This is a genomic window from Phenylobacterium sp. (genome assembly GCF_016793285.1).
Taxonomy (GTDB): Bacteria; Pseudomonadota; Alphaproteobacteria; order Caulobacterales; family Caulobacteraceae; genus Phenylobacterium.
Genome location: NZ_JAEUMO010000082.1, coordinates 20,312 through 32,665, shown reverse-complemented (window position 1 = coordinate 32,665; position 12,354 = coordinate 20,312). Strand labels below are relative to the sequence as shown.

The 12,354-nt window shown below is 70.9% G+C and carries 12 protein-coding genes; 6 read left to right on the top strand and 6 right to left on the bottom strand.

What is annotated here, in order from left to right; genetic code table 11:
- The 3 genes from JNL41_RS08825 to JNL41_RS08815 form a co-directional block, all read right to left on the bottom strand.
- Positions 1–575 (bottom strand): aldehyde dehydrogenase family protein (locus tag JNL41_RS08825; protein ID WP_293474104.1); only part of this gene is annotated, 575 nt, incomplete at its 3' end.
- A 46-nt stretch (positions 576–621) separates the two neighbouring features.
- Positions 622–1,827, bottom strand: coding sequence for a DUF2920 family protein (locus tag JNL41_RS08820; RefSeq protein WP_293474102.1), 1,206 nt, complete (start codon positions 1,825–1,827; stop codon positions 622–624).
- A gap of 64 nt (positions 1,828–1,891) precedes the next feature.
- Complete coding sequence (locus tag JNL41_RS08815; protein ID WP_293474100.1) at positions 1,892–3,019, bottom strand: hypothetical protein; 1,128 nt, start codon at positions 3,017–3,019, stop codon at positions 1,892–1,894.
- 143 nt (positions 3,020–3,162) lie between these two features.
- Between JNL41_RS08815 and JNL41_RS08810 the strand changes: the two genes are divergently transcribed.
- Positions 3,163–4,206, top strand: coding sequence for an HWE histidine kinase domain-containing protein (locus JNL41_RS08810; RefSeq protein WP_293474098.1), 1,044 nt, complete (start codon positions 3,163–3,165; stop codon positions 4,204–4,206).
- A gap of 37 nt (positions 4,207–4,243) precedes the next feature.
- On the opposite strand, the gene JNL41_RS08805 is transcribed toward JNL41_RS08810, so the two are convergent.
- Positions 4,244–4,639 carry a helix-turn-helix transcriptional regulator gene (locus JNL41_RS08805; protein WP_293474096.1) on the bottom strand — a complete coding sequence of 132 codons (396 nt, stop codon included), beginning with the start codon at positions 4,637–4,639 and terminating at the stop codon, positions 4,244–4,246.
- Positions 4,640–4,885: 246 nt separating this feature from the next.
- Here JNL41_RS08805 and JNL41_RS08800 point away from each other — a divergent pair, with 246 nt between their 5' ends.
- Positions 4,886–5,458: a VOC family protein gene (locus JNL41_RS08800; RefSeq protein WP_293474094.1), complete on the top strand. Its 573-nt coding sequence runs from the start codon at positions 4,886–4,888 to the stop codon at positions 5,456–5,458.
- On the opposite strand, the gene JNL41_RS08795 is transcribed toward JNL41_RS08800, so the two are convergent.
- Together JNL41_RS08795 and JNL41_RS08790 are read right to left on the bottom strand one after the other, a co-directional pair.
- A complete protein-coding gene (locus JNL41_RS08795; protein WP_293474093.1) occupies positions 5,455–6,888 on the bottom strand; it encodes an MFS transporter in 1,434 nt (477 codons plus the stop codon). The two genes, JNL41_RS08800 and JNL41_RS08795, sit on opposite strands and share 4 nt — an antisense overlap.
- 85 nt (positions 6,889–6,973) lie before the next feature.
- Positions 6,974–7,867, bottom strand: a complete 894-nt coding sequence (locus JNL41_RS08790) for a dienelactone hydrolase family protein (protein ID WP_293474091.1) — start codon at positions 7,865–7,867, stop codon at positions 6,974–6,976.
- A gap of 112 nt (positions 7,868–7,979) precedes the next feature.
- Between JNL41_RS08790 and JNL41_RS08785 the strand changes: the two genes are divergently transcribed.
- The 4 genes from JNL41_RS08785 (at position 7,980) to hisG (ending at position 12,235) form a co-directional block, all read left to right on the top strand.
- The gene (locus tag JNL41_RS08785; protein ID WP_293474089.1) at positions 7,980–8,450 is read left to right on the top strand and encodes a DUF4826 family protein; all 471 of its coding nucleotides are present in this window, start codon (positions 7,980–7,982) and stop codon (positions 8,448–8,450) included.
- Between the two features lie 178 nt (positions 8,451–8,628).
- Positions 8,629–10,146 (top strand): histidine--tRNA ligase, encoded by a 1,518-nt coding sequence (hisS, locus tag JNL41_RS08780; RefSeq protein WP_293474087.1) that lies wholly within the window; start codon positions 8,629–8,631, stop codon positions 10,144–10,146.
- Positions 10,146–11,291 carry an ATP phosphoribosyltransferase regulatory subunit gene (locus tag JNL41_RS08775; protein WP_293474085.1) on the top strand — a complete coding sequence of 382 codons (1,146 nt, stop codon included), beginning with the start codon at positions 10,146–10,148 and terminating at the stop codon, positions 11,289–11,291. The genes hisS and JNL41_RS08775 overlap by 1 nt, the downstream gene beginning before the upstream one ends.
- Before the next feature lie 2 nt (positions 11,292–11,293).
- A complete protein-coding gene (gene hisG, locus JNL41_RS08770; RefSeq protein WP_293474106.1) occupies positions 11,294–12,235 on the top strand; it encodes an ATP phosphoribosyltransferase in 942 nt (313 codons plus the stop codon).
- Positions 12,236–12,354: the final 119 nt, after the last annotated feature.

Genomic DNA, 12,354 nt, shown 5'->3' with positions numbered 1-12,354 from the left:
GCCTCCATCATCAGCTCGGCCAGCTTCACCGGGACCGTCGGGTCCTTCTCCGACGGCTTCAGGATGAAGCTGTTGCCCACCGCGATCGACACCCCGAACATCCACATCGGGATCATGCCCGGGAAGTTGAACGGCGTGATGCCCGCCCCCACGCCCAGCGGCTGGCGCATCGAGTAGACGTCGATGCCGGGCCCGGCGCCTTCGGTGTACTCGCCCTTCAGCGCGTGCGGGATGCCGCAGGCGAACTCGATGACCTCCAGCCCTCTCTGGATGTCGCCCTTGCTGTCGGCGATGACCTTGCCGTGCTCGCTCGACAGGACCTCGGCCAGCTCGTCCATGCGCGCCTCGACCAGCCGCTTGAACTCGAACATCACGCGGGCGCGGCGCTGCGGGTTCACCACCGCCCAGGTCTGCTGCGCGCGCACCGCCGAGCGGACCGCCAGGTCCACCTCCGCCTCCGTCGCGAACGCCACCCGCGCCTGCGCCTCGCCCGTGTTCGGGTTCATCACGTCGCCGTAGCGGCCCGAAGCGCCCACATACACGGCGCCGTCGATGAAATGGCTGATCTCTCGCATGGCCGGCTTTTAGGACGCCGGGCCGCGGGAGCCTAGAGGGGTCGTGTCAGGCCGCGGCCGCCGATCCGGCCTGGACCACTGCGTCCTCGAACAGGTCGTAGACCTCGCAGGTGACGTAGGGCGCGACCGGGCTGTGGCGGAAGCGGTAGCCGCGGTCCACGCAGGCGTAGTCGGTCATCGTGGCCTGGACGGCGTCGGGCGAAACCTCGCGGTTCCGCACGCGGCCGATGTAGCGGTCGAAGAGGCCCTTCAGCGAGCAGCCCAGGCCGTGGCTCACGGTCTTGAAGAGCCGCCCGTCGATCCGGTCCTCGCCGATGATGTCGAGTTCGGCGGCGAAGCCGGCGCGGGCGAGCGCCGCCTGCTGGCGCTGCTTCACCTCGGGCGGCGAGACAGGGTCCCAGGCGGCGTTGACCATGAAGTACTGCGTGCCGGCGTCCTCCGCCGCCGCGCGCTGGGCGGCGATGTGCGGCGGGTAGCGCAGGTCGCGGATCAGGTCGCGGTCGCGGCTGTAGAAGTCGGGCGCGTTGCGGTCGCTCAGCGTCCACGCGCTGCGGGTGCGGGCGTGCAGGTTCAGGCCCTCGTAGCCGATCGTGATCTCGGGCAGGTCGCCCATCGCCAGGAAGTTCATCGGCGGCTGGGCATAGGCCGAATTGTCGATGATGGCGGCCAGGGTCGAGGGCGCGATCTTGGCCATCAGGTGGGCGATGTAGGCGCCGTGCGACGAGCCCAGCGCCACGATCCGGCCGGCGTCGAAGGGCGGGGCGTTCTCCATCAGGTCACCGATGACCAGCAGGTGGTCGAGCGCCTGGATGAGGCCGAAGTTCTGCCGCTCGCCATGCGCCGGGTCGATCCAGACCTTCGGCGCGACGTTGGCCTTGGCGGCGGCCAGGGCCTGCACGACCTCGCGGAAGTCGGTGATGTTCCGGACCTGGGCCTTGGCCAGGATCGCCGCGCCGATCAGGTAGGCCTGTTCGGACGGGTCGATCGAGATCGCACCTCCGTTGGTCGGCCGCGCATGGAAGGCGTGGTAGCGCACGCTGACGGCGCCCATGCCCGTGGTCTCGACGATGTGGCGCCGCAGGCCCGCGCTGTAGTCGCTGGCCGTATCGTCGCCGAATCCCGAGATCACCAGCGCCAGCCCCGGCGCCTCGCCCTCCTGCGGCCAGGTGATGTCGTAGGCGAGGCCGGCGGTGCGCGGCTTGCCGACCTCGTAGTCGGGCGCGCCGGCGATCTCGCGGGTGATCTCGATCATGGGAACCTCGGCCTCGGACCTGCGAGGGTCGGCGAACGTGGTTAACCCTTCGCGAACAGGCCCCTCAGGCGGCCGCGGCCGCTGTGGCGGGCGGCGCGTCTTCCTGCCCGAGGCCGGCGTCGAAGTCCTGCAGGATGTCCAGGAGGGTCCCGGCGTCGGCCACCAGCGTGCGGCCGTGGGGGAACTGGTAGCGCCAGTAGGTGGCGATGTGGCTGATCAGGCCGCAGCCCTCGCCCAGGGTGAGGAACATGTCGGGCGACTTCAGCAGGAAGTCGCGGAAGCCCAGGGCGTTGCCGCTGGCCGTCAACTCGGCGAACACGTCGTCGTAGATCTTGAGCTGGGTCCGCACCGCGCGCACCTGGCGCTCCAGCTTGGTGCGGAGCCGCAGTTTCGTCTCCTCGATCTCGCTGCGGGTGGCGCTGTCGATGATGCCGGCCACCTTGGCCCGCATGAGTTCGGCGAACACGTCCTTCACCTGGCCCCAGAGGGTATTCAGCACCCACTTGTAGTAGAGGAAGCCCTTCCAGGCGAAGATCCCCTCCTGGTAGTTCTCCTTTTCCAGGCGGAGCGTCAGGCGCAGCGGCTCCAGGCGCTCGTCCGACTTGGAGACCAGCAGCGCCTCGACCAGGCGGTTGATGTTGCCTTCCAGCCCGTCGGAGTCGCGGTAGGCCAGCTCGATCAGCTTGGCGATCTCGGTGCCGACGAAGCGCTGCATGCGCGTCAGGTCCGGGCCGGAGATGTCGAAATGGCTGGGGCTGATGGTGAAGCTGCGGCGCTTCAGGTGCTCGCGCAGCAGGAACGGATCCAGCGACGGCAGCTCGTCGATCGCTTCCAGAACGGCCACGTCGCGCTCCAGGTCGCCCGCCTCGCCGCGCAGCACCTCGAACGCCTCGCGCCAGCCCTTCTCGGCGACGAACACCGAGCGGCCGCCCAGGCCCAGGTCTTCGCGTGCGAAGGGGATGATCAGCTTGGTGGCGCTGTAGCGGTGGTCGGTGAACCCCTCGCGCTCGGAGCCGCGCAGACGGTGGCGGACGATGACCGCGCCGTTCAGCGGGTCGGCGACGAAGAACGGGTTCGCGGCGTGGGCGGGATTGTCGGCGTTGCGCACGAGCAGCGCGGCCAGATTGAGCACGCGCGAGGTCGAGGCCGTCTTCTCAAGGCCCCGCAGACTGCGGAACGTCCGATCCTGCACGCTACTTACCCCCGAGGCCTCGCGTCGTCGGTTATCCTTGACGAGTCTGGTAAACTTTCTCCGAAGAGTTGGCGGCGTCCTGCCGAGCGGTTGACGGCGGCGGCGGCTTGCCGCCCATTGCCCACCCGATCTGGAGAGGTCCGGTGACCCGCGATCTGGCCGACAGCCTGGGACCGCATGTGGACGATGTGACGTTCCGGGCGGCGTTCGACGCCTCGCCGCGGCCCTTGCTGCTCGTCGCCGCCGATCCGCCGAAGTTCACGATGGCGGCGGTGAACGCCGCCCACGCCCGCGCCTTCCGCACGGAGGCCGCGGCGTTGCTGGGGCGCGGCGTGATCGAGGTCTTTCCGAAGGGGGTCAGCCGCGAGGTCGACGTGTTCGTCGAGGCGATCCGGCAGTCGTTCGCGGCGGTGCTTTCGGAAGGCAAGGCGCACGCGATGGGCGTGCGGGCCTTTCCGATCCAGCGGGCCGACGGCGCGAGCGACGAGCGCTTCTGGTCGGCCGTGAACGCGCCGGTGTTCATGCCCGATGGCCGCCTGGGCTATATCCTGAGCGCGGTGCAGGACGTCACCGGCGAGGTGCTGGAGCGGCGCAGCGAGGAGGCCCGCGAGCTTCTGATGCGCGAGGTGGATCATCGGGCGCGCAATTCGCTGACGGTGGTGCAGTCGCTCCTGCGGCTGACCTCGGCGCCCGACGTCGACACCTATCGGCGGATCCTCACGGGGCGCGTCGAGGCGCTGGCGCGGGCGCAGACCTCTCTGGTCGCCCGCCGCTGGGAAGGTGCGGCGTTGACCGAGGTGGTGGAGCGCGAGCTGGCGGCCCTGGCCGACGCCGGCCGCTACGCAATCGAGGGGCCGTATGTGCTGCTGAAGGCCGGGCACGTCCAGAACATGAGCATGGCGCTGCACGAACTCGCCATCAACGCGGCCAAGTACGGCGGGCTCTCCCAGGACGGCGGGCGGGTCGGCGTGAGCTGGACGCGCCGCGGCGACGAGCTGACGCTGACGTGGCGCGAACGCGGGGGGCCGGACGTGGCGCCGCCGACCCGTGAGGGCTTCGGCTCCCGGCTGATCCGCGAACTGGGCCGGCTGATGCAGGGCGACATCCGCTTCGACTGGGCGGTCGAGGGACTGGAGGTCGAGATGCGGCTGCGCCTCGACGCCCAGCAGCCTCGGACCGACGCCTGATCGGGTCGATCGGGATGCCGGGCCGGCTCGTACCGGCTCAGCAGCAGTCGCCGTTGTTCCGGTCGGCGCCGAGCCCGCGCCCCTCGTAGGGGCCTCCGGCCGAGCAGGACTCCAGCAGCCGGGCGAAGAAGGGCGCGCAGAGGTCGGGCCGTCCTCCGCAGCAGTCCTGAACCAGGTACTCCATCAGCTCGCCGAAGTGCTCGTGCGAAACGCTGTAGATGATCGAGCGGCCGTCGCGCCGGGAGGCGACGAGGCCGGCGGCGGCCAGGACGTTCAGATTGCTGGACGAGGTGTTCTGCAAGACGCCGGTGCGCCGCGCGATCTCGCCGGCCGGCAGTCCGCCCGGGCCCGCCTCGACGAGCAGGCGGAAGGCCATGAGGCGGCCCTCGTGACCCAGGGCGGCGAGGGACTTGGCGGCTTTCGGAGCTTCCATGGGCCTCGAACCGTCGGCAGCCCGACAATTGAGAACGACTCTCAATTTCCGCCATCTAACGCCAGTCCGACGCCGCCGTCGAGCGGGATGAGGCGGAACGGCCGGTTCGGCGCCGCAGGCGCCGCCCGCCCCGAAGCAAATGCGCGTTGCCGGGCGACAAAATTTTACGTCGTGGAGGGGGCCTTCGCGTTGGGTGTAGCCTTCGGCCCCGAAGCCCGCCGGAGGATCGGCGGAGGGAGGTTCCGAATGTCCAATGTCCCGACCCGCGGCCTGAGCCACGTCGCCCTCGTCTGCTCCGACATGTACGAAACCGTGAAATTCTGGGAGGAGATCGGCATCCCGCTGGTCAAGATGGAAGAGCTGCCCGGCGGCGGACAGCACAGCTTCCACGACATGGGGGCCGGGGCGATGCTCTCGTACATGACGTTCGCCGACGCGCCGGCCTTCGCGCCCGGCATCGCGTCGCAGCCGCTGGACATCCGCAAGGACGGCGCGAAGACGGCGATCGCCTCGATGAACCACGTGGCGCTGGACATCCCGGCCGAGCGTTTCGACGAGATCCTGGCCGCCATGCGGGCCCGCGGCGTCACGGTGCGCACGATCAACCACGGCAGCTCCGACCCGTTCGGCGAAAAGCCCGACGCCGACACCTGGATCCGCTCGATGTACTTCCGCGACCCCGACGGGATCGCGTTCGAGTTCGCCAGCCTGCTGCGCGAGCTGGGCACGAAGGAAGACCTGGCCCCCGGCGTGAAGAACGCCAAGGGCGAGCGCGTCGACTACACGCCGGTCCTGCTGCGCAAGCCCGCCGCCGCCTAGGCCCGCTTCAGGGCCTCCAGGTTGGCGGCGTGGGCATGGCGGTCGATGTTGTAGAACGCCATGATGCTCATCGAGACCGTGTAGATCGCCACCAGCATCGGCAGGTAGAGCGTGATGAGGGTCTGCAGCACCTCGGGCGCGACCTCGCCCTTCCTGGCGCCGATGGGGAAGTGGGCGGCCGAGAGCACCAGGCCCGCCAGCGCCGGCCCGCCCGCCGAGGCGATCTTCTTGAAGAGGCTGTCGGCGGCGAACAGGAAGCCTTCCGAGCGCCGGCCCGTCCTGACCGCGTTGTCCTCGACCACGTCGGCGATCATCGCCGAGATGCAGATGCCGGTGACGCTCCAGGAAACGAAGTTCACGAAGCGCCCGGCCGCCAGCAGGTAGAAGAGCGCCGGGTCGCCGTTCTCGGGCGCCACGCCGAGCAGCCGCAGGATGAACGGCGTGAGTTCGCCCATCGCGCCCACGAAGTAGCCGATCAGGGCGGCCTCCTTCTTGCCGATCCGCCGGGTCAGTTGCGGCGCCAGGATGACGCCCGTGAGGCTGGCGGCCGCCGTGGTCGCGGCCAGTATGGCGAGCTGCCCCTGGGTGAGCTGCCAGAAGAAGAGCGAGATGTAGATCGCCAGCCCCTGGGTGATGCCGGCGACGAGATACACCAGCGCGCCGGAGCCCATGATGGTGAGGAAGGCGCGGTTCTTCAGCACCTCGAAGATCTGCTTCAGGTGGTTGGTGCGGGCGGCGGGGCCCGCCTGGCGCAGCCACGGGATGAAGCGGTGGGTGGCGATCGAGGAGATCAGGATGGTGGTCGCGATCACCAGGGCGCCGACGATGGAATAGGAGAAGTATCCGTCCTTCGCCAGCACGCCGCCCCCGCCGCCGGGCTGCTCCTTCATCGCCACCTGATAGGCGAAGACGGTCATGCCCATGCTGCCCAGCGTGCTCATCAGCACCCGCACCGCGACCACGACCGTGCGCCGGTCGTAGCCCTCGACGAGTTCCGGCATCAGGGCCGACGACGGCAGTTCGAAGAAGGTGTCGAAGAGCCGGATCGTGAGCAGGCAGGCCATCATGTAGGCGAACAGCCGCAGGCCCTCGAGACCGCTGGGCGGGTTCCAGATCAGGAAGAAGCAGATCGCGACCGGCGCGGCCGCCGCGTACATGAACGGGTGCCGGCGGCCCCAGCGGGTGCGGGTGTTGTCCGAGAGCTGCCCGACCGCAGGGTCGATGAAGGCGTCGACGACCAGGGCGAAGCCGATGCCGAGGCCCACCAGGCTGGCCGGCAGGCCCATCACCTGATTGTAGAAGATCATCAGGAACGTCGCGAGGCCGCTCGACTTGACCGAGTTCGAGATTGATCCTGCGCCGTAGAGGCCGATCGAGAGCCAGCCGAAGTGAGGACGTTCGCGGGCCCCGGCGGTCGTTTTGGCGATCATGACGCCCGGACCGTAGGGGCGGGCCTCGCGCCCCACCTACCGAATAAAGTTCAGCGGCCGGCAAACGAGATTTGCCGCGCCGCCGTCATCCGAAGCCGTTGTCCGCGAGCCAGGCTCCCAGGAGGTCGATCCAGCGGTCGGACGGGGCGCCCTGGCGCACCATGCCGAAGCCGTGCGTCCCCCGGGCGAAGATGTGCAGCTCCGACGGGCGGTCGGCCGCCGACCAGTCGAGGTAGAGCCCCTCGACCATGTGGAACAGCAGCCGGTCGTCGTGGGCGATGACGGTGAAGATCGGCGGGGCGTCGGCGGGGACGGGCCGGCCCCTGGTCTCGCCGCCGTAGATGGGGGCGATGAAGGCCGGCGGCGGGCCCTGCGGGTCCATGGCCACGTCGACGATCAGGAAGGCGCCGGCGGAGAAGCCGATCATGCCGATCCTCTCCGGGTCGAGGCCGTACTCGCCCGCGCGCTGGCGCACGACGGCCAGGGCGCGCCGGCCGTCGTCGGCGGCGATGTCGCGGGCGTAGAGCAGGCGCTCGTCGCGGACGATGTCGCCCATGGCCTTCGGCGCCCTGGCGGCGGTGAGCGGCTCGGAGAGCAGGCTGTCGTTCCGCGCCATCCGCGCGGCGAAGGCGAGCGGATCGGCGGGCGTGGCCGAGACGCGGTACTTGAGCAGGAAGGCGGTGTAGCCGCGCGCGGCGAACCACTCCGCGACGTCGGTCCCCTCGTGCGTCCACGCCAGGATCGACCAGCCGCCGCCCGGGCAGACGACCACGCTGGACCCGTTCGCGGCGACCGTCGGCCGATAGACCGTCAGCGTCGGGTGCGAGACGTTGCGCAGCATCGTCGTGCGGGCGGCGAGACCGGCCGGCGGGCTGAACGTGCTCTCGGGCGGGACGCCCTCGATGGTGCGCGGCGGCGGGTCGGACCAGAGGTCGATCACCTCGTGCGTGGTCGCCGCGGCGCCGGGATCGTCGGCCATGGTCGTCCTCCCTTGTCGTTGGGAGACAACATGAGCTTGCGCGCGCGATCGGCCTAGAGGGCTTCCCCGGCCGCGGCTTCGCGTTCCGGCGCGTGCCTGATATGTTCTCGTGATGAGCGATGACGACGATGAACTGACCCCGGACGAGGAGGAGGCCTGGTGCGCGGAGATGCGCGATCAGGTCGTCGACTACCTGCAGCGCCAGCCGGGTCGCCATGGCCAGGTCGGGGAATGGCCTGGCTGGCGCATGGCCCCGTACGTCTCCGTGTGGGCCGTGGAGAGCCTGAAAGCGCCCGGGTCCGTCGGATGGTGGGTCATCAGCGGCGATCTGCCCACCGACTACTGCTCGTCCTCGGAGGACTGCAACAATCCCAGACGCGCCATGCGGCGCTTCGCAGAGAGCTGGCGGCGCGCGATCGCCGCCACGCCCGAAGACGCTGCGACGCTCGGCGACACGTGCCTCCCCGTGGAGTTTGCCGACATGCTTGCGAGCCGGGCGGACTTCCTGCTCGAGATGGTCCGCGACGACGAACTCTGGCCCGAGGACGTGCCGGACCGTGACTCGTCGACGAACTTGCACTAGAAGCGCCGCCGTCATGACGCGGTCCTCGCACCATCACGGCCATCACCACCATCCGACCCGGGCGGGTTCGGACGGCGTGCGCGTGGCCTGACGCGGACCCCTCCCGAAGCCCCGCCAACGCGGACGGGGCTCGACCTTCTCCAGCTTCGTCCGTCGCCTCAATCGCAGAGAGACGACCATGGACGCCCTTCCTTCCTTGAGTGAGACCGCCCCAGAGGCTAAGCGCCCCGCCATGAGCGAGCGCCCCGAAGCCCGAACGCCCCGCGGATTCATCGACCGGCGCGCGCGCGACGTCGTCGGCGAGCGGGCGATCCTGGCCGCGGTCAGCGGGGTCTACGAGCGCTGGGGCTTCGAGCCGCTGGAGACCGGCGCGTTCGAATACGTCGACGCGCTGGGCAAGTTCCTGCCCGACACCGACCGGCCCAACGAGGGTGTCTTCGCCCTGACGGACGACGACGAGCAATGGGTGGCGCTGCGCTACGACCTGACGGCGCCGCTGGCGCGGTTCGCCGCGCAGAACTGGGAGACGCTGCCCAAGCCCTTCCGGCGCTACGCCTACGGACCGGTGTGGCGCAACGAGAAGCCCGGGCCGGGCCGCTTCCGCGAGTTCGTACAGTGCGACGCCGACACCGTCGGGTCTGCGCGGCCCGAGGCCGACGCCGAGATCATCGCCATGGTGGCCGAGGGGCTGGAGGCTGCCGGCCTGCCGGCGGGCTCGGCGGTGATCAAGATCAACAACCGCAAACTCCTCAACGGCCTGATGGCGGCGGCCGGCGTGACCGACGAGGGCCAGAAGCTCGCGGTGCTGCGTGCGGTCGACAAGCTGGACCGGCTGGGGCCGGACGGCGTGCGGCTCCTGCTGGGCGAGGGCCGCAAGGACGAGTCCGGCGCCTTCACCAAGGGCGCGGGTCTCAACGCGACCGCGGCCGAGCGGGTGCTGGCGTTCACGGCGGCGGGCGTCGGCGGGCGGACCGAGACCCTGGCGAAGCTGGCCGATGTGGTCGGCGGCTCGGCCGAGGGCGACGAGGGGCTGGCGGAACTGGCCGCGATCGACGCGGCGCTGAAGGGGCTCGGCGTGGGCGCGGACCGGGCCATCGTCGAGCCGTCGGTCGTGCGCGGGCTGGAATACTACACCGGTCCGGTGTTCGAGGCCGAACTGCTGCTTTCGACGCTGGACGAAAAGGGCCAGCCGATGCGGTTCGGCTCCATCGGCGGAGGCGGCCGCTACGACGATCTGGTGGCGCGGTTCACGGGCGAGCGGACGCCGGCCACCGGCTTCTCGTTCGGCGTCTCGCGGCTGGCTTCGGCGCTCAGGGCCGCGGGCCGCGACATGGCGAAGGCCGCGCGCGGGCCGGTCGTGGTGATCGCGTTCTCGCCCGACCGCATGGCCGACTACTTCGCCGTCGCCCGCGAGGTGCGCGCCGCCGGAATCCCGGCGGAGGTCTACCTCGGCGCGTCGGGCATGAAGGCGCAAATGAAGTACGCCGACCGGCGGCTGTCGCCCGCCGCCATCATCGTCGGCGACGACGAACTGGCGGCCGGGACGGTGACCGTGAAGGACCTCGACCTCGGCCGGGAGCTGGCCTCGAAAGTCACCGACAACGCCGAGTGGCGAGCCGAACGCCCGGGACAGCAGACGATCCCGCGGGGCGAGCTGGTCGCGGCGCTGCGGCGCATCCTGGACGCCGCAGGCTGATGCGCGTCGAACCCGCCGTCCCGGCCGACGTGACGGCCGACGTCCGCGCGCCCCTGGAGGCGTCCGGCGCCGAGCGCGCCGACGCGCCGCTGCTCCAGCCGCTGAACCTGCTGCTCGACCTCGCCGGCGAGGCGATGCGGGCGCGGCTGTTCGTGGTGCAATCCGAAGGCGGGGCCGAGAATTGCCTGCGGCCGGACTTCACCGTGGCCATCGCGCGCCAGCATATTGCAAGCGGCCGCGCGGCCGGCGCCTACTGGTACGAGGGCGCCGCGTTCCGGGCGTCGTCGGGCGCCGACAGGCCCGAGGAGTTCGTGCAGGTCGGGCTGGAGATGTTTTCGCCCGGCGGCGGCAGCGTGGAGGCGGCGGACGCCGAGATCGCCGGCCTGGCCTGGCGGGCTGCCGGGGCGGGCGGGCGCGGGGACCTGTCGCTCTGGCTGGGCGACGTGGCGCTGTTCTCGGCCTTCGTGGAGAGCCTGGACCTGCCGGAAGGTCTCGCGGCGCGGCTGAAGCGCGTGGCGGGTCGTCCGCGGCTGCTCTGGAACGAGCTGTCGCGCGTGGGCGAGTCGGACGCGAACGGCGGCGGCGCCCTCGCCGGACTGCTGGCGGGCCTCAGCGAGACGCAGGCCGCGGTGCTGCTGGAGGAGGTCTGGGCGCTGGCCGGCGTGGAGCCTGTGGGCGGCCGCGGACCGGCGGAGATCGCCGCGCGGCTGGTGCGCAAGGCCGAGGCGGCCAAGGCGCCGGCGCTGAGCGAGGGCCAGGCCGACGCGGTCCGCGCCTTCATGGCGATCGACGATCAGCCGGCCTATGCCTTCGCCAAGGTGCGGGACCTGGCGGGCCGGAACGACGCCGCCCTGAAGGCGGCGCTCGGCGGCTGGGAGGCGCGGCTTCAGGAGCTCGCGCGCGTCGCGCCCGCCGACGCGACCCGGTTCACGCCGGCGCTGGGTCACGCCTTCGACTACTACGACGGCATCACCTTCGAGGTGCGCTCGGCCGGGATCGGGCCTGAGCGGCCGGTGGCCGTGGGCGGCCGCTACGACGGGCTGCTGGCGCGGCTCGGCGGCGCCGGCGACGCGCGCGCGGTGGGCTGCATGGTCCGCCCCTGGCGGGCCTGGTGCGATGGCGAAGGGGCGGAGGGCGAAGCGTGAGCCTGATCATCGCCATTCCGTCCAAAGGGCGGCTGAAGGAACAGGTCGAAGGCTGGCTGGGGGACAGCGGGCTCAGGCTCGAGGTGACCGGCGGCGCGCGCGGCTATGTCGCCAGCCTGAAGGGTGTGCCGGGCGCACAGGTGCGGCTTCTGTCGGCGGCCGACATCGCCGATGCGCTGGACGCGGGGGAGGTCCACCTGGGCGTCACCGGCGAGGACCTGCTGCGCGAGCGCGGCGAGGACCTGGACAGCCGGGTGCTGCTGCTGCGGGCGCTGGGCTTCGGCCGCGCCGACCTGGTGGTGGCCGCGCCCAAGAGCTGGCTCGACGTCGAGAGCATGGCCGACCTGGAGGAGGTGGCCCACGAGCACCTGTCGCGCACGGGGCGGCGGATGCGGGTGGCGACGAAGTACCTGGCGCAGACCCGTGTGTTCTTCGCGCGGCACGGCGTGGCCGACTATCGCATCGTGGAGTCGGGCGGCGCGACCGAGGGTGCGCCGGCGACCGGCGCGGCGGAGCTGGTGGTCGACATCACCACCACCGGCGCGACGCTGCAGGCCAACGGGCTGAAGGTGCTCAGCGACGGCGTGATGCTGAAGAGCCAGGCGCAACTCGCCGCCAGCCTGCGCGCGGCCTGGGACGACGAGGCCCTGGCCGCGGCCGAGCGGCTGCTGCGCATCGTCGAGGCCCGCGCCGCGGCGCTGAGGAGCGCGACCCTGGCCTGGCCGGCCCGCGGCGATGCGGCCGAAGCCGCAGCCGTCGCGGCGCTTGTCGTGGCCGGCGCGTCGCGGCGGCCGAACGGCCTGCTGGTCGACTCCGCGCAGGTGGCGGACTCGGCGCTCGCGCTCAGCACGGCCGGGCTCGGGCCGGTCACGGTCTCGAAGCCGGACTTCGTCTTCGACGTCGCCTGCCCGTCGTTCAAGCAACTGAAAGAACGTGTCTTTTGACCATGACGTCAAAAGGCGACGCAAAAGTTCCTCCAAACCGCGATTTTATCGTCACCCATGCTCAATTTGCGGTGAGGCCCCGTTGACTCGGGTAGAAAATTGCCGTCCTGTCACATCGC

What these genes read in the sequence shown, in the direction of transcription:
- hisS (WP_293474087.1), top strand. Translation starts at nt 8,629, where the DNA reads ATGGACGCCCTTCCTTCCTTGAGTGAGACCGCCCCAGAGGCTAAGCGC.
- JNL41_RS08790 (WP_293474091.1), bottom strand. Translation starts at nt 7,867, where the DNA reads ATGGCCGACGATCCCGGCGCCGCGGCGACCACGCACGAGGTGATCGAC.
- JNL41_RS08775 (WP_293474085.1), top strand. Translation starts at nt 10,146, where the DNA reads ATGCGCGTCGAACCCGCCGTCCCGGCCGACGTGACGGCCGACGTCCGC.
- JNL41_RS08795 (WP_293474093.1), bottom strand. Translation starts at nt 6,888, where the DNA reads ATGATCGCCAAAACGACCGCCGGGGCCCGCGAACGTCCTCACTTCGGC.
- JNL41_RS08805 (WP_293474096.1), bottom strand. Translation starts at nt 4,639, where the DNA reads ATGGAAGCTCCGAAAGCCGCCAAGTCCCTCGCCGCCCTGGGTCACGAG.
- JNL41_RS08800 (WP_293474094.1), top strand. Translation starts at nt 4,886, where the DNA reads ATGTCCAATGTCCCGACCCGCGGCCTGAGCCACGTCGCCCTCGTCTGC.
- JNL41_RS08820 (WP_293474102.1), bottom strand. Translation starts at nt 1,827, where the DNA reads ATGATCGAGATCACCCGCGAGATCGCCGGCGCGCCCGACTACGAGGTC.
- JNL41_RS08785 (WP_293474089.1), top strand. Translation starts at nt 7,980, where the DNA reads ATGAGCGATGACGACGATGAACTGACCCCGGACGAGGAGGAGGCCTGG.